The organism is Paenibacillus sp. FSL R7-0189 (genome assembly GCF_037969925.1).
Lineage (GTDB): Bacteria > Bacillota > Bacilli > Paenibacillales > Paenibacillaceae > Paenibacillus_AQ > Paenibacillus_AQ odorifer.
The window spans coordinates 6,555,452-6,575,016 of record NZ_CP150223.1; the positions used below are offsets into that span (position 1 = coordinate 6,555,452).

Consider the following 19,565-nt stretch of genomic DNA (forward strand, 5'->3'; position numbering starts at 1 on the left):
TGTAATTTTGTTTATTTTCATATAACAGGAAAAAGCCCATCCCCGCATAACGGTCATGAGCTTCCCTATCTGACTATTTAATGTAAATGCTGCTGCGAAATATCATGAAGTGCTTCACCAGCTTCATCCGCAAAAATGTCGCGCACAGCCAGATCTCCAATCGACACTACGCCCACCAGCTTCTGGTCACGTGTCACCGCCAGCCTGCGGATTTGCCAGCCAGCCATTAACTCTGCAGCCTCATCTACTGAAGTATTCTCCGAGACGGTCTGAATCTCTTTACTCATTACAGTTTCCACTGAGGTTGAACCAGGATGTTTAGCCGCATAACCTCTAATCACGAGATCGCGGTCAGTAATTACGCCGATCAGTGTCTTATGTTCTTCATTATCAACAACAGGTATAAATCCAGTGTCATAATCTCGCATTTTCACGGCAACTTCATACACATTATCTTGCAGCGTAACCGTTGCAGGCTCCTTCGTCATAACCTCTTTCACTGTCTTCAAGAATGAACCCTCCTAATCATGGTCTCCATGTTATGGGAATAGGTTCTCCTCTATGAAACGAAATTATACGATTGTGTTCTCACGCATACAGGAATTCGCCATAGCAATGAGCAGCTTCATTCCGTGCAGCATGGCATCTTCGTCAAAATCAAATTTGCTATGATGATGTGGATAGTCAGCCTCTTTATCCGGATTTCCAGCACCCACAAACATAAAACAGCCTGGAATCTCCTTAACATAATAGGCAAAATCCTCAGCTGGCATCAGCTTTTCCATCCGAATCACCTCAACAGATTCTCCTAAAGCCGCTGGGGCCACCTCGAAAAACCGCTGAACTTCACCATCGTGATTTACGAGGGGAGGATATCCCATTACGTAATCTATCTTAGCTTCTGCCCCGTAAGCGCTGGTAATAGAAACGGTCATTTCTTCGATTCGCTGGCGTATCAAATGCCGTGTCTCCTCGTCGAATGCCCGCACTGTCCCTGTGATCCGGCATTGCTCGGCAATGACATTCTGGGCGAATCCCCCTTGAATGGTTCCTACACTGAGTACAGCAGGCTCCAGCGGGTTTACAGAGCGGCTTACAATGCTCTGGAGCTGGGTCACCAGCGCCGCTCCCGCCACGATGCTATCAATGGTACGGTTCGGCATGCCGCCGTGTCCGCCTTTGCCAATGATATCTATAAAAAACTCGTCCGCAGACGCCATCAACGGTCCCGGAGCACTCCCTACAGTTCCCATAGGCAATGGAGTCCACAGATGCAGACCATACACCGCATCCGCTCCTTCTAACATGCCTTCGGCGATCATCCCCTGCGCCCCTCCTGGGCATACTTCCTCTGCGGGCTGAAAAAGAAAACGCAGCTCCCCTTCCAGCTCCTCAAGCCGACTGCTGTAGTAAGAGGCTACACCGAGCAGTATGGAAGTGTGGCCATCATGTCCACAGGCATGCATTACCCCTTCATTTTGCGAAACGTAATCCTTCTTGTTCTCCTCTTTAATAGGTAGGGCGTCCATATCCGCGCGAAGAACAACGGTTTTCCCCGGCCGCTTCCCCCGTAATATGCCAAGCACACCATACCCTGTCCCGCTTTTTCTGACTTCAATTCCGAATTTGGCTAACTTATCTGCTATAAATGCTGACGTTTCCTTTTCATGAAAAGACAACTCCGGATGACGATGCAAATGGCGTCTCCATTCCACGATCTCCGGCATGAGCGAATCAACCGCTAAGCTCTTCATAAGTTCTCCATCCCCTTCTCGATAAACCCGCATCCATAGCAAGCGATAGCAGTCCTGTTCACTTTGTTCCAGCCGCGAACGACTATAATTCTTTTATTGTAGCAGAAACGCAAAAAACTGGGTATTGTTAGGCACTGCCTACTCTTGCACAACCTTTAGAAACATACTATCATGAGGTAGAACATCAGCAATCGGATCAGAAATTCATCATTATACTTCATAAGGGGGATATGCGTGCTATGATTTTTGAGAACACGGGCCTCGTAGGATTGAAGAGTGATCTTCTCTATCTGGACGAGAGTGCCACAAAAGCTGGCTTCATCCGCTGGCAATGGGAATACTATCGTGCCACTTACGACTGCAAAATTGAAGACCCACAGGATGGTGGCGAATACTTCCTACGCATTAACACTCGCGCTGTCGAGGGAAAGCTAGAGAAGTCTGATGCCGTACTTGCAATTGAAGCCGTATACTTAGGAAAAGCAACCTTCCCTCATGGCCTGGAATATGAATCTCCGGTGCCAAAACCAGTATTGGACACTGCTGCTAAGCGGATTCTTGAATTAAAGCAGCTGTTAGAGGCTTGAGTAACAGAAAGGGAACGACGAAACAAAATGTCAGCCTGCCCAAAAGAGGAACACCCGATTTCCAACTACTTATCTTAACACTACTACTTGTGGGTTTCGGTCTAGTCATGGTCTTCAGTGCTAGCTCAAGCTTAACATTAGCAAGCTCGAAGTTCGGTAATGACCCTCTATATTTCATTAAACGCCAAGTGATCTGGATCGTACTCGGAACCGTTGTTATGTTTATAGCTATGAACATTCACTACAGTAAGTTTAAGAAGTGGTATGTACCTATTTTTATCATCACCGTTATTCTTCTGCTCGTGGTAGCCTTCTCTGAAAAAATTAATGGTGCCAAGAGCTGGCTTAGTATCGGGAAACTTGGAATTCAACCCACCGAATTAGCCAAAATATCGATTATCCTGTATATCTCAGCACTCATCACCAAAAAAGGTGAACGGTTTAGAGATTTCCGTACAGGATATATCCCTGTAATGGTTATCGTGGGTATTGTTGCCGGACTTATAATGATGCAGCCGGATTTAGGTTCTTGCCTCATTCTCGTAGCTACCAGCGGACTTGTTATTTATGCCGGTGGTGCCAGCATGAAGCATATTCTGGGCTCTATAGCACTGCTAGTGCTGGGTGTAGGACTAGTTATAGGCGCCAAAGCAGCGATTGATTCCTTATCTCCATCCGATAAAGCCACTGACACTCAGGATTATAGAAAAGGTCGTATCGTTGCCTTTTTAGATCCTTATCAGGTTGCTGAGGGTGATGGTTATAACATTATTCAATCCTTAACCGCTCTTGGCCAAGGTGGAGTAAGTGGTTCCGGCTTCGGCAAAAGCATTCAAAAGCTGGACTATCTAAAATACCCTTATACGGACTTTATCTTCCCCGTAATTGGTGAAGAGTTCGGCTTCCTAGGGACCTCCATATTTTTGATGTTATATCTGTATTTTATCTGGCGAGGTATTCTAATCGCTTTAAGGTGTAAGGATCCCTTTGGTACGCTCGTCGGAATTGGGATTATGGGCCTCATAGCCATTCAGGCCTTTGTCAATATCGGCGGTGTAACCAATACAATCCCTCTTACCGGCGTTACCTTGCCGTTTATCAGCTACGGGGGCTCTTCACTCCTTGTCAGCATGCTGTGCATGGGAATTATGCTAAGCATCTCAAGAGAAACCAACCTTCCTGCCAAAGAGGAAGTAACGAAATCTGTAACAACGGTTAGACAGGTTCGTTCCCGGTAAGCTTTATAAAGCCGGAGGTTAGGGGATATACACATAAAAAAGCAGCCCAGGGAATTAACCTTGGACTGCTTTTTTGTGTACAAGTTTTTTAAGAGATTTCATCATTCTTGAAAGCTACGCCTTCAACTTTGACATTTACCTCAACAATATGAAGTCCAGTCATGCTCTCCACAGCTTCACGTACGTTCTGCTGAAGCATCCGGCACACTTCGTGGATCGGTGTTTCATAGAGAACGATAATTCGTAGATCTACTGCTGCTTCCAGCTGTCCTACTTCAACGGTAACGCCCTTCTGAACGTTCTTACCGCTTAGACGTTTCGCCCAGCCTTCTGACAGGCCACCAGACATGGCTGCAATTCCCGGAGTCTCCAAGGCAGCCAAACCGGCAATTTTTGAGACGACGTCATTTGAAATTCGTATATTTCCCATTTCCAGTTGAAGTTGTTCTGCCATGCCATATCCCCCCTACACTCATTATCAATTATTGTAATTCCAAAACAGGCTAAAAAGCAAATCACTTTATCGCTTTCTCGTTTACACCTAGGAACAATTTGGGTATATTGATTATGAATTCAATCTAAATACATAGATAGGAGTGTCCTTTACATTGAAAAAATGGATTTCACCATCACTGATGGGTATCACCTTTATCCTTAGTGCAATCGGCCATTATGCCGATTGGGATCATACCCTGCAGTTCATTCTCTCAGCAATCGCTGTGGTGTTTGTGGCTGGATTTCTCGGCCGGGCTACTGAAAGTGTAGCTCATTATGCCGGACAGCGACTGGGCGGCTTCCTTAACGCCACCTTCGGCAATGCTGCTGAGCTAATCATTGCCTTCTTCCTGGTCAAGGAAGGATTGTTCGACATGGTCAAAGCCAGTCTTACCGGTTCTATTATCGGCAACCTGTTGCTTGTTCTAGGATTGAGTATTTTCGCCGGCGGGATGAAGTTCAAAGTTCAGAACTTTAACGTAACCCTTGCCGGAATGAATGGCTCCTTGATGATCGTTGCCGTCATTGCCTTATTTGTTCCCGCTATGTTCTTTACCACCCACTCTATTACGGAGAAAGATACAGATGTGCTCAGTTTAATCGTTGCCGGGCTGCTCATCGCTTCGTACATTGCTTGGCTAATCTTCTCCATGATCACGCATAAGAAACATCTAGAGGACGTTACAGAAGAGGGTAAAGAAGAGTTAGCCCATGAACATGCCCCTGCATGGTCCAGAAACAAATCCATCCTTTATCTCGTGCTTGCCACCGTAATGGTAGCCTTCGTGAGTGAGTGGCTGGTAGGTACGTTAGAGACTTTAACAGAACGTTTCGGATTCAGCGAGCTGTTTGTAGGTGCGTTCCTCGTAGCCATCATCGGTAATGCCGCAGAGCACAGTGCAGCCATTATGCTGGCCATGAAGAACAAAATCGGTGCAGCAGTAGAAATTGCAGTTGGAAGCAGTCTCCAAATCGCCCTGTTCGTAGCACCTGTCCTAATCTTCGCCAGTTATTTCATGGGTGATACAATGGACATTGTTTTTACGACCATTGAGATTGTCGCCATCGGTGTAGCCGTCTTTATTGCCAAATCAATTACCCAGGACGGCTCGACTAACTGGTATGAGGGCCTCTTGTTATTAACTGTTTACCTGATTTTAGGAGTCTCCTTCTATCTCGTATAATTATTATTAACCATTGTACACAACAAAAAGCGCACATGAGCGATTCGTCCTCATGTGCGCTTCTATAAATACTTAAGAAACCGATATTTATTCTTCTTTCGCTTTGTTGTTCAAAGCCTCGTAGAGTACTGCTAAGTTACGCTCCAACTTACTTAGTACCATTTTACCAGTAATTTCTGGGACCAAACCTGCTCTAACCGCAAAATCCACTTCTCTGGAGAAACCGTACATCTGGGTATCCAGCACTTCCTCATAGAGAGGGCAGTAGCGTGTTGCCAGATTCTCCATCTGCACTTCTATAAGTTGCTGAATTTTATCGGCATCTTCTTGTAGAAGATTGATTGCTTTAAGATTATACTGTTCCTGTAATTCCGATGAAGTCATGCCTCTATCCCCCCCATGTCCAAAAGTTAAGCTGCTTTTACTATTTTACTTAATATTAGACGAAATCCGGTATCAATACAACAATTCAGTTTATACTAACCATATATTTAAAAGAACCTGCTGCGTTATCCTATCAAGTTTCATATCTACTTCTAGAAAAAACGCCCCACCGAAAACCGGTAGGACGTTTTTAGCACGACTATTACTCAGCAACAACTGTGAATTTCAAACCGTGTTTTGCAAACACTTCAGTCATTGCCTTCTTAGCTTCTTCAGCATCTGCCCCATGAACATGAAGCTCATAGCTTTGGCTGGATACCAAAGTAGTGAACAAACCAAGGATACTTTTAACATCAATGTACTTGTTGTCCGCTTGAAGAACGATTGAAGAGTTGAACTGGCCTGCCGTTTGGGCAATATCGACAATTGCCGCATTGTTACTGGACATAGAAATCCCTCCGCAACTTGATTATAAAACTTTAGTCTTTTGTTATCATTTCTTATGATACATTGAATCCGCTTACTTGTGCAAGGAGTTTTCTTGTTATTACATTTTATTTCAAGTTTTCAGGATTCAGACCTTCGAGTTCCGGCAACACAAAAATTCCATCCTTACGGATCAATACATCGTCAAAATAAATTTCTCCGCCGCCATAATCTGGACGTTGGATCAACACAAGATCCCAGTGAATGGAGGAGCGGTTACCGTTATCTGTAACATCATATGCTTGTCCTGGCGTAAAGTGCAGGCTGCCTGCGATTTTTTCGTCAAAAAGAATATCATTCATCGGGTGAAGAATGTAAGGGTTAAACCCGATAGCGAATTCGCCAATATGACGTGCGCCGTCATCTGAATTCAAAATCTCGTTCAAACGGGCGGAGTCATTGCTGGTGGCTTCAACAATTTTTCCGTTCTCGAATTTGAATTTGATATTTTCAAAGGTCACTCCATTATATACTGACGGTGCATTATAGCTGATCGTTCCATTTACAGAATCGCGAACTGGGGCGCTGTAAACCTCGCCATCCGGAATATTTTTTTGCCCGGAGCATTTCTCTGCACCGATTCCTTTAATCGAGAACTTAAGATCTGTCCCAGCACTCAAAATATGTACCTTATCCGTTCTGCGCATGAGATCAGCTAAAGCATCCTGAGCCTTGTCCATCTTGGCGTAATCCAAATTACACACTTCGAAATAAAAGTCCTCAAACGCTTCAGTGCTAATATTCGCAAGCTGAGCCATGCTCGCATTCGGATAACGCAGTACTACCCACTTCGTATGCTTCACACGTTGTTCGCTATGCACTGGATGAGAGTACAACGAGTTATACAATTTCATATTTTCTTCAGGAACATCAGACAGGTCATTCACATTCTCACCTGCACGAATCCCGATATAACAATCCATTTGCTTCATCCGGTTCAAGTCAATTTCAGCCCATGTCTGAAGACTCTCACGAGTTGCGTATTTAAGCATGCTGCGCAGGACTGTACGATCTGTTAATTGTACAAAAGCATGACCGCCGGCCTTGCCGATTTCCTCTACAACTGCTTTAATTAAATCTCTTTCATTGCCAATCATTTCGACGAGCACGTTCTCGCCTGGCTGGACATTTACGGAATAACCGACTAGGTTAGCCGCCAGCTTTTGAATTCTGGGATCTTTCATTGTGTATTCTTCCTTCCTCTGTCTAAAAAATAAGCAAGCTTTTCTATTGTAGCACGCCCTGTATGGAGCGCAAGACCTGTAGGATAATGTGAAAATCAACGAAAGCCTGAAAAATTCACCTGTGATACATAAGTTTCATTATCAGAATTATTCCCCGCTTCCAAGTAGGTAACCTTACGATTTAAGGTGAGCTTTCTCGGCAGATTATGTTTTGTATCAACGGTTAAATGGTAGACAGTCTCAACATTAGCTTGTTTCAGCTTTTGCTGTAATTCATTATTTTTCTTCTCCCACAGTTCCACTAAAGCTTGCGTAACCGCCTGATCGTTCTTTGTTATTTTCCCAGCCGAATCAGGTGTTTCAGGTCGAAGGTCTTGCATCTCTTTTTCTAATTCAGCAGTCAGTTGCTTTCTGGCCTCAGCAGGCGTCAGCTCGATCCGCAGCACATTTGTCCCTCTGCCTGCACCCGCATCTTCAGTCACATTAGCCTCCATGGATTGCAGCTCCTCCAGCTGTTTTAACGGATTAAGCAAAGCAAGCGGATTTCCGTCCTCAGATGAACCTTCAGTGGTCAACGCTACCCATTCCCCCTCTTTTTTCTCTAGCTGACTATGGAAAGCTTTCATAGAAGTGATGCCGCTTTTTAAATCTTTAGCGCTATTAGCTGCTTTTTTTGTGGATGAGGATTTATCAGGAAGCAGTGTATACAGATTGACCTTCTTATGGTCCTGTACTGTGCCTTCGTAAAATATCATGGATTCCGGAACGGTCTTTCCACCTTTTGTAAGCATGGTTGACCCTTTAAAAGTAACCCCATCGCTGCCCGTTATACCCGCTAACACCAAACTTAGATCTTTCTTGGCTGGTTTGTCTCTAATAACGCTGCAACCGCTGTTGAACACGCAGGACAAGGTAAAAATCATAAGAACTAACCCCTTTAGTAACAATGACTTTCTCACGGTCATCAGGCCTTTCTTGGAGTATTTTACTTTACAGCCCACTATAGGGTTCTCCCTTCCTGCGCGCCTTATACAGATGCAAATACGTTGCTGCTATCGTTTTCCATACATTGCTCTAACTTATGCGCGTTCGTCGCTTGCTTTCGAATGTCAGTACATACCACCTTCAGACTCACGAAGTTACCGCTGCCAGTCGCCGCACCGTTGTCGCTTTCGGACACAGCTGACCTTAATTACAGTATTTTGCTTTATTTCGTATGCCAACGGACTCCATTGCAGCTATTGACCTCAAAAACGCACAATATGAGTCCTTTTCCAAACAATAGCGTCTCCGGAGTCCGAAACCATGCTTAAAAAGCTAAAATCACGCAAATAACGTCATCTGAGTCCGATGCATCGCAGCAGGATGATAGATACACAGTCGAAGCAGCCAGCCATCTGCCAAAACAAAAAGCAGCGACTCTCCAATAAGGGGAGAACCGCTGCTCTGCTATCTTTTTTTTACTTATGAGGCAATCCCTTCACACCACTGCCATTCTCTTTAGTGTCAACGATCACCTGGTTACGCCCATTGTTCTTAGCTTTATACAGTGCCATATCCGCTCGATAGAACAGGGATTCCACGCTTACACGTTCGTCCATCCAGCTCCATTCTGCTATACCGCAGGACACTGTTACATTAGGTTCGGTTTCGTTCATCACCCGCTTGCGAATACGCTCAGCCACATTTACTGCCTGTTCTACTCCCATTAATGGTAAATAGACCGACAGTTCTTCTCCGCCCCACCTCGCAGCAATATCACCTTGTCGGATGGAGGACTTCACAATTTCACTGACCTCTTTTAAAATCTTGTCACCCTTTTGATGACCATAGGTATCATTCACCATCTTGAACTGATCGATATCCACAACGATTAAGCAACCGCAAAAATCTGTAGACTGCCGTTCCTTTATTTCTTCGTCCAGATAATGACGAGCATAAAGTCCAGTTAGGCTATCTCTGTTCGCTAGACGTCTAACTTCGGCATGCAGCCTTGCGTTCCCTACAGCAAGTCCAATATGCCCCGCCATCGCCTGAAGCAATCTGTAATTGTCATAAGAGAAATAATGGGCATCGCGATGCGCCAACATGATGGCACCACGCACTTCACCACCTACACTTAAAGGTGTGGCAATCAGCGACTGCGACCCGGTAGCATTCATTAAACGAGAAGTAGTGTTAGGATTATCTATGTAGTTAGACATGATTAATGATTCCCCAGTAGTATAGACCTTCCCGCCTAAACCTTGTCCTACTTCTAAAATTTCATTTTGCAAGGAGGAATGATTGCAAGCAATAACCTCTAGCCCGCCCTTTTCTTCGTTCATATGTAAAATACAGCAGTAGTCTGCGCCAAACATCTCTAACAGCTCTTCAAACGCAAATTGAAAAATATCCCCTAAACGCAAGCTCTGATTCAGCCGTTGTGTAAGTTCATTACTCATACGCAGCTCACGAATGAGCTGATTGGACCGTTCATACAGCTTGGCATTCTCAAAAGCAGTACCTGCGGTATCCGCCACCATCGAGAGAAACCGTAAATCTACATCCATAAAGATCGAGTTATCCATCACCATGTGGAATACGCCATAAACCCCTTGCTTCCCGCCTAGCGGAAGACCAATTTCTACAATGTGTTGATCTTCAGTATTGGTGTTCAGAGCAACACGGCCGTCTTTAAATGCTCTAGCGCAGACATCATCACTGGACATCTGAAACGGTAAAGGTTTGACCTGCGGATGAGTGCTGCGGTGATCTTGCGACATAAACAGCTCAAGCCTGGCACCAGGGTACATTGCAGAAATGCTATCTATAACCTCCGTAAGCACGGCGTTCACATCAATATTGTCATGCATCCGCTGAACGATCTGAAATAACAAGGAGCGGCGATTGCTCTCACGTTCAGCATGTAGATGAACACTCGCAAGATCAGTTACAAAAATATGTTCAAACTTATGATAGAAAATGGTCCGGTACTGCAACGATATAGCCTCAGCAGTATCTCGTCCACCCATTAAATATTGTTGTGTCGGCATAGCACAGCCCAGGAAAGCAAAAATTTCTTTGTCAACGCGAGTGATGAGCGGTATAGTAAAAAAGCTCATATCCTGACCTTGCACCGTCAGTTGAACAGATGAGGTTGTGCCGGAAAGTAAACTAGCTGCCGCCGCCTGCTCCCATTGGTGCCTCCATCGTTCTTGCTGATCGGCAATATTAGCAAAATATCTGCCTTCAAAATTCAGTACACACCAATCCCATGATTTAGCGAACGGTAGTGCCTCTAGCCCATCGATCCATTCCTCGAAGCTGTCTGCAATCAGATTGGCCAAATATGGGAAGTCATGGGACACTATTTCCGTTTCCCTAAGCCAGGCGGTGGGATCTTCGGAATCTCTACTAGCGTGCAATTTGTCCTGTATCAGCATACGACTGTCTTTATAAGCGTATGCTTTCTGTTCTGACATAACGAAGATCCCCTTTGCTTCTCAATTAAGAAAAAAAACCTTCCCAATTAACATCTAATTAACTATATTTTACTCCCTTTCTTTGTGTATTGCATTATATTTTCCTTATTTCCGGGATTTTTTTTAGGACCTAAGAACTAACGACAAAGAATGACAAAAACTCTTTTAATATGCGCTTGACTTTATATACTACTTTCATATAATATTTATTGTTGAACAAGACTGTAACAAGTCTTACTTGGGCGTAACGTTGTGTCACCCTCACGCATTTCGTTACTGCCAGGGCAGCGGCTGAACTTCCCTGGTAGTGTGGAAGCCAATAATGCTAATCACGGATACGAAATGCGGCGCAAATAGAGCCCTAACCTGAAATTTCAAATATAAAGGAGTCTACTATAACATGGCACGTTACACCGGACCTAAATTCAAACTCAGCCGCCGTCTGGGCATTTCCCTTAGCGGTACAGGCAAAGACCTGAAACGCCCTTTCCCACCAGGACAACACGGCGCTAACCAACGCAGAAAAGTAAGTAACTACGGAATGCAGCTTTTGGAAAAACAAAAACTGCGTCACATGTACGGCTTGGGAGAGAAACAATTCCGTACTCTCTTCGCTAAAGCACAAAAACTTCCAGGTCTTGCGGGCGAAAACTTCATGTTCTTGCTTGAAAGCCGCTTGGACAACCTAGTTTACCGTCTTGGATTTGCTAACTCCCGTGCTGGAGCACGTCAGTTGGTATCCCACGGACACGTAACTGTAAACGGCAAAAAAGTCGACATCGCTTCTTACCGTGTAAGCTTGGGCGACGTTATCGGTCTTCGCGAGAAGAGCCAAGGCATGGCTTCCATCAAAGAAGCTCTTGCTAACCGTAACCACCTTCCAGCTTACCTGGAATATGCTGAAGGATCTTTCGAAGGTAAATATATCCGTTTGCCAGAACGTTCCGAGCTTTCCCAGGATATCGATGAGAAACAAATCGTCGAGTTCTACAACCGTTAATATCTCGCTTTTAGCGGGTATGACCGAAGCCTCCGGATTAATCCGGGGGCTTTTTGTTATGTCTATATTCTAAATTCCAAGCCGTTTGTTGCCTATTACACTTTCGCAAATCATACCCTAAATTACTTTATTTATAATTTTTGCACAAAAGTCGAATCTTAAGACCATGAGAATCAGGTAGAAGCGCATTCAAAAACGCCAATTTATGCTATAATAATTCCGTTAAAAGGAGGAATTATCGTCGATGGCTCAAGAGAACAAGAAAAAAAACGCTAAGAAGCCTTCACCCCGCAGATCCGCCCTAAGCAGGTTCGGTTCTGTAGTTAAGTGGATGTTTATTCTTGGAATAATAGGCGTTCTATTTGCCGGTGGTGCTGTAGCAGGCTATGTCGCTTCCATTGTGAAGGATGAACCTGTTCGCTCCGAAGAAATGATTCAGCAGCAGGTCAGTCAAAATGCGATCACCGGATTCGCTTATTTCCGAGACGGCGCACCGATCGGCCAGCTTCGGACAGAAGAAGACCGAAGGCTCATTGAATTCAACGATATCCCCCAGCTTATTATCGATGCAGTTCTCGCAATAGAGGACAATAATTTTAATGAGCATAATGGCGTGGATTTCAAAGGCACCTTGCGTGCCGTCAAACAAAAGCTTCTCAATGAATCCGTTCAGACCGGAGGCAGTACACTCACCCAGCAGCTCGCAAGACGTGTATTCCTGAATCTGGATCGGACAGAAGATCGTAAAGTAAAAGAAATTCTACTTTCTCTTAGATTGGAACGCTTCTTGACCAAGCAAGAAATATTAACGGCTTATCTGAATAAGGTTCCTTTCGGCAATGGTTCGAATGGCTACAATGTTTTCGGGATTAAAGCAGCAGCCAAGGGGATATTCGGTCTAGACGATCTGGACAAATTGAATGTCGCTCAAGCAGCTTATTTGGCTGGTCTTCCGCAGCTCCCTTCTGCTTATTCTGCATTTAATGGCATAGGTGAATTCAACGAAAAAGCTTTCAACAGAGCTATGGACCGTCAACATCTTGTACTTCGTCGTATGCTTGAGGAGAATAAGATCACTACCTCTCAATATGATGAAGCCCTTAAATTTGATATCAAGAGTTCTCTGGCGCCACATACCAAAAAAGCCTATGCTACATATCCATACCTGATGATGGAGACTGAGCGTAAAGCATCCGAGATCCTTCTATCATTGAATGAAGAGAAAAATGGCACAACGGATGCCAATAGCACTACTGACAATGCCGTGTTACTTGAAGAAGCAAGACAGCAGCTCATGACCGGCGGTTATCGAGTCTACACAACTATTGATAAAAAAGTTTACAATGCAATGCATAGTGTCTCAGAAGACAGCAATAATTTTACTAAAGACAGCAAAACCAAAGGTATGGAACAGACGGCTGGCATGTTAATTGATAACAAAACGGGAGCCATTCTCGGCATGATTGAGGGCCGCGACTTCAATATTGAGCAGATGAATTATGCTACCCAAATGATCCGTCAGCCCGGATCGACTATGAAGCCAATTTCAGCTTATTTACCAGCCTTAGATGCAGGGCTGATTCAGCCTGCCGGGATTGTGGATGACGCGCCAATTATTCTAAAAGACGGCGGAAAAGGATTCCATATTCCCAAGAATGCCAATAACCGCTATCAAGGTCTGGTCACTGCCCGTTACGCACTTAACAAATCGCTCAACTTGCCTGCGCTTAAGCTGTTTAATGAAAAGGTCGGAATAGAGAAATCTTGGGCCTTTACTAAAAAGCTGGGGATCACCACCCTCACAGATGATGATTACAGCGCGCAGACTGGGGTTATAGGCGGTCTCAAATACGGTGTATCCGTAGAAGAGTTAACCAATGCCTATTCCGCTATCGGCAACCAGGGAGCCTTTAATGATGCCTACATGATTGAGAAAATCGTCAATTCAGAGGGCAAAATTATCTATCAGCACAAGGTTAATCCTGAGCAAGTATTCTCTAAGCAAACAGCTTACCTAATGACAGATATGCTGCGAACTGTAATTACAGAGGGTACAGCCAGCACCGTAAAAAGAGCATACAAACACTCTAAAGAAATTCCGATTGTCGGTAAGACTGGATCTACCCAGAATTATGGGGACGTATGGTTTATGGGCTACACTCCTGATGTCACATTGGGAATGTGGGTCGGTTACAAAGAGCAAATCAACACCCTTACGGGAGATACACAAAAACGTCAAGCCCAAACATTATGGGCAAAAGTATTGAATGCTGTCATTGATAAGCAGCCGGAACTATTCGTCACAGACAAATTTGCACAGCCTGAAGGAATTATCAAAAAGACAGTTTCAGCATATAGCGGCAAACTGCCAACATCTCTGACTGATAAATTCACAACGGATATATTTAATACAAAATATGTGCCAAAAGAGAGCGACGACGGGATTTCCAAAGCCAAGTATATTACTTACAAAGGCGTCAATTATATCCCGTTGGAAGGTACTCCAGAGGAGTTCCTAAAGGAAAAAATCGTCGTTAAACGTGAGAAGCCGATACAGGAACTCGTCAAAGAACTCCTGGCTGCCTTCCCTAAGATGAAGGATCATAAATCACTGGAGTATTATATGCCAGCCGATGCCAAGACGGATTTCCCAACAGAAGTTGATCCACGAGTGGACGACGGGGCTTCCCCTGCTGCTCCTGGAAATGTTAACGTCTCTTATAGCACTGGTAAAGCGGTCATCAGCTTCTCCGCTAGCAGCTCGGCAGATGTTGTGGGATACCGCTTATATCGTTCATTAAATGGAGGTTCTTTCCAAAAGCAATCTATACTCATGGCAGATGAGAACAAGGTATTCACGCCGGGTACACCGGCAAGTGCTAATGCAACCTTCTATGTAACCGCCGTGGATGTTGCAGGTAATGAGACGGCTTCTGGCAGCGTTGCTGGAGGGATTACACCAACACCAGAAGCAACTCCTACACCTGATCAACAACCTGGCACAGAGCCGCCTACAGAGCCTGAGACGACACCAGGAGAAATTATTGAGGATCCAGGTAACATTCTCCCGCTACCGACGGAAACACCAGCCGGTGGAGGTAACAGTACTGGGGGCAGTAATAATCCCACAGCAGGTAATAATGCAGGGACACGTTAGCCCAAAGATTAATAAATAACTTTACACAGCAAAACACCGTTCCCATGGATTCATCCGGGAACGGTGTTTTTTTACAATTCATTCTAATCCTCAATCGTGGATAGATCTCCTGTCGGAAGATGCAGCTCCCATGCCTTCAGTACACGCCGCATGATTTTACCTGATCGTGTCTTCGGTAGTTTATCCTTAAACTCGATTTCTCGCGGCGCAGCATGTGCAGACAGGCCTGCTTTGACAAAAGCAGCGATCTCCTCTTTCAGAGCAGCAGTTGGAGTATAACCTTCTCTAAGCGAGATAAAAGCCTTAATAATCTCACCCCGCACAAGATCCGGTTTGCCGATTACACCCGCTTCTGCCACTGCCGGATGTTCCACTAATTTGCTCTCCACTTCAAATGGCCCAATACGCTCACCAGAAGAGTTGATAACATCATCAATTCGTCCCTGAAACCAGAAATATCCTTCGTCATCCATATAAGCGGAATCGCCAGAAATGTACCAGCCAGGAATCCGGAAATATTCCTCATACTTCGTCTGATTGTTCCAGATCGTTTTCATCATGGACGGCCACGGAGTTTTTATCGCAAGATTCCCCATAGAGAACGGTGGAAGAACATTTCCCCGATCATCCAGAATCGCTGCTTCAATCCCCGGTAACGGACGGCCCATTGAGCCTGGTTTGATATCCATTGCCGGATAATTACAAATCAATTGTGCCCCTGTTTCAGTCATCCACCAAGTATCATGTATACGCTGATTGTAAAATTTATCTCCCCAACGCACCACTTCCGGATTTAACGGTTCACCAACCGATAGAACATGGCGCAAACTGCTTAAATCAATCCCCTGTAAAGAGTGCTCCCCTGCACCCATCAACATACGAAAAGCTGTAGGTGCGCTGTACCATACAGATACCTTATTCCGTTCGATTGTCTTATACCAATCCTGAGGACTAAAGCGGCCGCCTCTGACTACATTCGTTACCCCGTTTAACCAAGGGGCAAATATCCCATATGAAGTTCCTGTCACCCAGCCAGGATCTGCCGTACACCAGTATATATCGTCTTGACGTAGATCTAGCACTACTCTGCCTGTATAATAATGTTGAATCATTGCTCTATGCACATGATAAACGCCTTTGGGCTTTCCTGTAGAACCAGATGTATAATGCATAATAAGGCCATCGTCCAAATCAAGCCATTCTAAATTAAGATCAGCTGAAACGTTAGCCATCTCTTCTGCGAATCCTAAGTTTCCTTGCTCAATATCTGTTGCTCCACCTACTAGAAAAATATGACGAAGCTCCGGAAGCTCTTCTCGCTTGACCCGATGCAGCAATTCAGGCGTAGTTACCAGCGCAACGGCTCCACTATCCTCCAAACGATCCTTAACTGCTGTTTCCATGAAGGCTTCGAACAAGGGTCCTGCTATGGCTCCGATTTTGAGAATACCTAGCAGACTGAAATACAGTTCCGGTTGGCGAGGCATAAAAATAAATACCCTATCTCCTTTACCGATGCCATATTTACGCAATACATTTCCGAACCGATTCGACCGTTCCTGCAGATCGGTAAATGTATAGGATTCTTCCCGTACAGTGTCACTGTAGAGTAGGGCCGTTGCCGCTCCCCGCCCTTCATCAACATGGCGATCAACGGCTTCATAGGCCATATTAACCTTGCCGGTTTCATACCATGAGAAATTACGTTCAACATCCTCCCACTCAAAATTGGCTACTGCCTCCGCATAATCAGACATATTGGAGCTCTGCACACGACCCGGCAAAATTTCGCTATGGACTTGACCCATCACTCTTGCCTCCCTCACTCGTTTGATTTAAGCTTTAAGGGTAAGACTCATGTTTTAAATAATGATGTCAATGCAGTGAATGTGAATTTTTTATGTCTGAATTAGTATACCATAGCAAGCGTTTACATACCATTTTTTTGATCTGAAAGGAGCACTGTCATGGAGCATCGCAAAATCCCTATTTCCCATACTCTCTCCTATATGGGTAGAACGATAACTGTGAGCGGACCCCGATCTCCTGAGGACCTTGAAGCCCTGCATATGCATCAGGATCTAGATGCTTTTCGCAGGCCATTAGAGCAGCAAGAGGCGCTCGTAGAGATCGCCAGCTTGCCAGAAGGCCGTGTAATTACTGCGGTAGAGAATGATGTCATAGTGGGCTATGTGACCTTCCATTATCCAGATGAAATGGAGTTATGGTCACAGGGTGGGATGGAGGATCTTATTGAGCTTGGAGCGATAGAGGTGAGTAATGATTATAGAGGGGCCGGACTAGGCCGGCTGCTGATTTCTACTGCTTTTGAACGGGAGCAATTAGAGAATTGTATTGTTTTTACAACAGAGTATTATTGGCACTGGGATTTAAAAGGCAGTGGGCTGGACGTGTGGGCCTATCGCCAAATGATGGAACGCCTGATGAAGACCGTTAATATGGTTTGGTATGCTACGGATGATCCGGAAATCTGCTCACATCCCGCTAACTGCCTAATGGTTCGCATTGGACAAGAGGTGCCCATGTCCTCTCAGGAGACCTTTGACAGAGTACGTTTTAGACAACGTTTCATGTATTGAGCATTAAATATGCTGCAGCATAAATTCTAATATGGAATGCGAGCGTTGTGAAGATTGTACTGTAAATTCTCTGAAATTCACCTCAGCTGATCCATCAGACTTATCTGACATCGAGCGAATGATGACAAAGGGCGTGGCGTTCATATGACAGACTTGGGCAACCGCCGCCCCTTCCATTTCCACACAAGCTCCATCCATTTGCTCTCTTAATTCAGCTACCATCTCCGCATTAGAAATGAATTGATCACCAGATAACACTTTGCCTATCAAGTACTTTTGACCTAACTCATTGCATGCCTTCTCAGCAAGCTGTACTAACGCAGGGTCTGCCTGGAAGACGGAAGTCTCCTGATAAGGAATTTCGCCTCTTGCGAACCCAAGCCCCGTAGCATCCATGTCATGTTGTACACATGTAGACGATATAACAATATCTCCAATATTCAATTCAGGATGTACAGCACCAGCAACCCCCGTAAACAGCACACGGGATACGCCAAAATTATCAATTAGAAGCTGAGTCGTAACTGCTGCATTTACTTTACCCACCCCAGATTTACAGAGCACTACGGATTTGCCTAATATATTTCCTATGTAATATTGTATACCTGCTTTAACTTTTGTCCGCTTGTCCTCCATGCCTTCTAGAAGCAGCTTAATTTCTTCATCCATCGCTCCGATTAATCCGATGATTTCACTCACAGCAAATGCCTCCTTTGATGATTTGTTTAATAAATAAAAACATAAAAAGCTCCATAAGGAGCTTTTTACGGAATAACTGTTCAGTTCTTAAATTACTTATTCAGATGATTAACCGACAAGCGGAGAATCGTTTCATGAGGCAGGATAACCCGCGGATTCTCAACGGTTTCTTTCTTCATAAGCTTGGTCAAAAGTCTCATCGCAACCGCGCCCAAATCGTACATAGGCTGAGCTACAGTTGTCAGCAAAGGACGAACCATCGAAGCCATACGAATGTTATCCACACTAATGATGGAGAAATCATCCGGTACCTTCAGACCTTCATCTTGAATACTGTGAATGGCGCCAATAGCCATTTCATCCGTTGCCGCAAAAATAGCGGTTGGTTTCTTCTTGAGTCCAAGGAAATACTTCATTGCTTCTACACCAGATTCATAGCGGTAGTTACCGATGCGTACCAAATCCTCTTGGTACTCGATTCCTGCCTGTTCCAGTGCTTTCTTGTAACCATGGAAACGTGCATATCCATTTGCAGGATCCTGCAGTGTGCCACTGATCATAGCAATCTCACGATGACCGTGACGAATCAATGTGTTCACAGCATCAAAAGCAGCGGTTTCATGATCGATGTCAACGGAAGGATAAGTTCCCTTCTCATCCCGTGTAGCACATAGAACAATCGGAACTGCAGAAGTCTGGAAAGCTTGAATATGTTCGTCAGTTACTGTACCCCCCATGAAGAGCAGACCATCGACCTGTTTCTCCAAAAGGGTATTAATGACACGAATTTCTTTCTCTTTACGCTTATCCGCGTTACACAATATGATATTGTAATGATACATGTTCGCGATATCTTCAATCCCGCGTGCAATTTCTGCAAAAATCGAGTTTGAAATATCAGGGATGACAACCCCAACGGTTGTCGTTTTCTTACTGGCAAGACCTCTTGCCACGGCATTGGGACGATATCCCAAACGTTCAATCGCTTCAAAAACTTTCTTCCGGGTCTGCGGTTTCACGTTAGGGTTATTATTCACAACCCGTGATACCGTAGCCATAGATACGCCTGCTTCTCGAGCTACATCGTAAATGGTTACCGTCAAATTACTCTCTCCATTGCGATAAATTTTATCGTTCGACTAATTAAAAATATGATACGACACTTTGTACATTTGTGCAATGATAACGCTTCATTTTCCTTTCAAAATTTCTTTCAAGGCTGAAAACGTCACCCTGGATTAAAATTGTGACCAGTGCTGGTTAACCTGTCCAAGAGCATCAATAATGTAACTTCTATCTATCGTAACAAAAAGTGAGTGAAAAATCCAACATT

General features: G+C 44.6%; 17 protein-coding genes. 6 read left to right on the plus strand and 11 right to left on the minus strand.

Going from position 1 to position 19,565, the window contains the following annotated elements; all coding sequences use genetic code 11:
* Positions 1 to 77: 77 nt before the first annotated feature.
* Entirely contained in the window at positions 78 to 509 is a 432-nt protein-coding gene (locus MKY63_RS28915) for a CBS domain-containing protein (protein WP_036686162.1), read from the minus strand.
* A gap of 63 nt (positions 510 to 572) precedes the next feature.
* Entirely contained in the window at positions 573 to 1,754 is a 1,182-nt protein-coding gene (locus MKY63_RS28920; RefSeq protein WP_076212701.1) for a M20 family metallopeptidase, read from the minus strand.
* A gap of 239 nt (positions 1,755 to 1,993) precedes the next feature.
* On the opposite strand from MKY63_RS28920, the gene MKY63_RS28925 reads away from it, so the two are divergent.
* Both MKY63_RS28925 and ftsW read left to right on the plus strand, forming a co-directional pair.
* On the plus strand, positions 1,994 to 2,341 hold the full coding sequence (locus MKY63_RS28925; protein ID WP_036686159.1) for a YugN family protein: 348 nt from the start codon (positions 1,994 to 1,996) through the stop codon (positions 2,339 to 2,341).
* Positions 2,338 to 3,579 carry a putative lipid II flippase FtsW gene (ftsW, locus tag MKY63_RS28930; RefSeq protein WP_080742469.1) on the plus strand — a complete coding sequence of 414 codons (1,242 nt, stop codon included), beginning with the start codon at positions 2,338 to 2,340 and terminating at the stop codon, positions 3,577 to 3,579. Before MKY63_RS28925 ends, ftsW begins: the two co-directional genes overlap by 4 nt.
* An 88-nt stretch (positions 3,580 to 3,667) precedes the next feature.
* Here ftsW and MKY63_RS28935 read toward each other — a convergent pair whose 3' ends face one another.
* Positions 3,668 to 4,033: an Asp23/Gls24 family envelope stress response protein gene (locus tag MKY63_RS28935; RefSeq protein WP_019911482.1), complete on the minus strand. Its 366-nt coding sequence runs from the start codon at positions 4,031 to 4,033 to the stop codon at positions 3,668 to 3,670.
* Positions 4,034 to 4,187: 154 nt separating this feature from the next.
* Between MKY63_RS28935 and cax the strand changes: the two genes are divergently transcribed.
* The gene (cax, locus tag MKY63_RS28940; RefSeq protein ID WP_038570286.1) at positions 4,188 to 5,258 is read left to right on the plus strand and encodes a calcium/proton exchanger; all 1,071 of its coding nucleotides are present in this window, start codon (positions 4,188 to 4,190) and stop codon (positions 5,256 to 5,258) included.
* Positions 5,259 to 5,345: 87 nt separating this feature from the next.
* Here the strand turns inward: cax and MKY63_RS28945 are convergent, their stop codons facing one another.
* From MKY63_RS28945 to MKY63_RS28965, 5 genes are all read right to left on the minus strand, one after another.
* Positions 5,346 to 5,642 (minus strand): YlaN family protein, encoded by a 297-nt coding sequence (locus MKY63_RS28945; RefSeq protein WP_036686156.1) that lies wholly within the window; start codon positions 5,640 to 5,642, stop codon positions 5,346 to 5,348.
* 202 nt (positions 5,643 to 5,844) lie between these two features.
* On the minus strand, positions 5,845 to 6,090 hold the full coding sequence (locus tag MKY63_RS28950) for an HPr family phosphocarrier protein (protein WP_036686154.1): 246 nt from the start codon (positions 6,088 to 6,090) through the stop codon (positions 5,845 to 5,847).
* A gap of 106 nt (positions 6,091 to 6,196) precedes the next feature.
* On the minus strand, positions 6,197 to 7,312 hold the full coding sequence (locus tag MKY63_RS28955) for an aminopeptidase (protein WP_036686152.1): 1,116 nt from the start codon (positions 7,310 to 7,312) through the stop codon (positions 6,197 to 6,199).
* Between the two features lie 95 nt (positions 7,313 to 7,407).
* On the minus strand, positions 7,408 to 8,235 hold the full coding sequence (locus MKY63_RS28960; protein WP_076212705.1) for a hypothetical protein: 828 nt from the start codon (positions 8,233 to 8,235) through the stop codon (positions 7,408 to 7,410).
* 537 nt (positions 8,236 to 8,772) lie between these two features.
* Positions 8,773 to 10,776, minus strand: a complete 2,004-nt coding sequence (locus MKY63_RS28965; protein WP_076099563.1) for a sensor domain-containing diguanylate cyclase — start codon at positions 10,774 to 10,776, stop codon at positions 8,773 to 8,775.
* Positions 10,777 to 11,176: 400 nt separating this feature from the next.
* On the opposite strand from MKY63_RS28965, the gene rpsD reads away from it, so the two are divergent.
* Positions 11,177 to 11,776: a 30S ribosomal protein S4 gene (gene rpsD, locus MKY63_RS28970; protein ID WP_036686147.1), complete on the plus strand. Its 600-nt coding sequence runs from the start codon at positions 11,177 to 11,179 to the stop codon at positions 11,774 to 11,776.
* A gap of 244 nt (positions 11,777 to 12,020) precedes the next feature.
* Complete coding sequence (locus MKY63_RS28975) at positions 12,021 to 14,933, plus strand: transglycosylase domain-containing protein (protein ID WP_076212707.1); 2,913 nt, start codon at positions 12,021 to 12,023, stop codon at positions 14,931 to 14,933.
* Positions 14,934 to 15,016: 83 nt separating this feature from the next.
* Here the strand turns inward: MKY63_RS28975 and acsA are convergent, their stop codons facing one another.
* A complete protein-coding gene (gene acsA / locus MKY63_RS28980; protein WP_036686145.1) occupies positions 15,017 to 16,741 on the minus strand; it encodes an acetate--CoA ligase in 1,725 nt (574 codons plus the stop codon).
* 159 nt (positions 16,742 to 16,900) lie between these two features.
* Between acsA and MKY63_RS28985 the strand changes: the two genes are divergently transcribed.
* Complete coding sequence (locus MKY63_RS28985) at positions 16,901 to 17,533, plus strand: GNAT family N-acetyltransferase (RefSeq protein WP_036686143.1); 633 nt, start codon at positions 16,901 to 16,903, stop codon at positions 17,531 to 17,533.
* 3 nt (positions 17,534 to 17,536) lie between these two features.
* Here the strand turns inward: MKY63_RS28985 and MKY63_RS28990 are convergent, their stop codons facing one another.
* Positions 17,537 to 18,232 (minus strand): 5'-methylthioadenosine/adenosylhomocysteine nucleosidase, encoded by a 696-nt coding sequence (locus MKY63_RS28990; RefSeq protein ID WP_036686141.1) that lies wholly within the window; start codon positions 18,230 to 18,232, stop codon positions 17,537 to 17,539.
* A 92-nt stretch (positions 18,233 to 18,324) separates the two neighbouring features.
* The gene (gene ccpA, locus MKY63_RS28995; RefSeq protein WP_036686140.1) at positions 18,325 to 19,335 is read right to left on the minus strand and encodes a catabolite control protein A; all 1,011 of its coding nucleotides are present in this window, start codon (positions 19,333 to 19,335) and stop codon (positions 18,325 to 18,327) included.
* Positions 19,336 to 19,565 lie beyond the last annotated feature (230 nt).

What these genes read in the sequence shown, in the direction of transcription:
- MKY63_RS28920 (WP_076212701.1), bottom strand. Translation starts at nt 1,754, where the DNA reads ATGAAGAGCTTAGCGGTTGATTCGCTCATGCCGGAGATCGTGGAATGG.
- MKY63_RS28925 (WP_036686159.1), top strand. Translation starts at nt 1,994, where the DNA reads ATGATTTTTGAGAACACGGGCCTCGTAGGATTGAAGAGTGATCTTCTC.
- MKY63_RS28935 (WP_019911482.1), bottom strand. Translation starts at nt 4,033, where the DNA reads ATGGCAGAACAACTTCAACTGGAAATGGGAAATATACGAATTTCAAAT.
- MKY63_RS28945 (WP_036686156.1), bottom strand. Translation starts at nt 5,642, where the DNA reads ATGACTTCATCGGAATTACAGGAACAGTATAATCTTAAAGCAATCAAT.
- MKY63_RS28950 (WP_036686154.1), bottom strand. Translation starts at nt 6,090, where the DNA reads ATGTCCAGTAACAATGCGGCAATTGTCGATATTGCCCAAACGGCAGGC.
- MKY63_RS28955 (WP_036686152.1), bottom strand. Translation starts at nt 7,312, where the DNA reads ATGAAAGATCCCAGAATTCAAAAGCTGGCGGCTAACCTAGTCGGTTAT.
- MKY63_RS28960 (WP_076212705.1), bottom strand. Translation starts at nt 8,235, where the DNA reads ATGATTTTTACCTTGTCCTGCGTGTTCAACAGCGGTTGCAGCGTTATT.
- MKY63_RS28965 (WP_076099563.1), bottom strand. Translation starts at nt 10,776, where the DNA reads ATGTCAGAACAGAAAGCATACGCTTATAAAGACAGTCGTATGCTGATA.
- rpsD (WP_036686147.1), top strand. Translation starts at nt 11,177, where the DNA reads ATGGCACGTTACACCGGACCTAAATTCAAACTCAGCCGCCGTCTGGGC.
- MKY63_RS28975 (WP_076212707.1), top strand. Translation starts at nt 12,021, where the DNA reads ATGGCTCAAGAGAACAAGAAAAAAAACGCTAAGAAGCCTTCACCCCGC.
- acsA (WP_036686145.1), bottom strand. Translation starts at nt 16,741, where the DNA reads ATGGGTCAAGTCCATAGCGAAATTTTGCCGGGTCGTGTGCAGAGCTCC.
- MKY63_RS28985 (WP_036686143.1), top strand. Translation starts at nt 16,901, where the DNA reads ATGGAGCATCGCAAAATCCCTATTTCCCATACTCTCTCCTATATGGGT.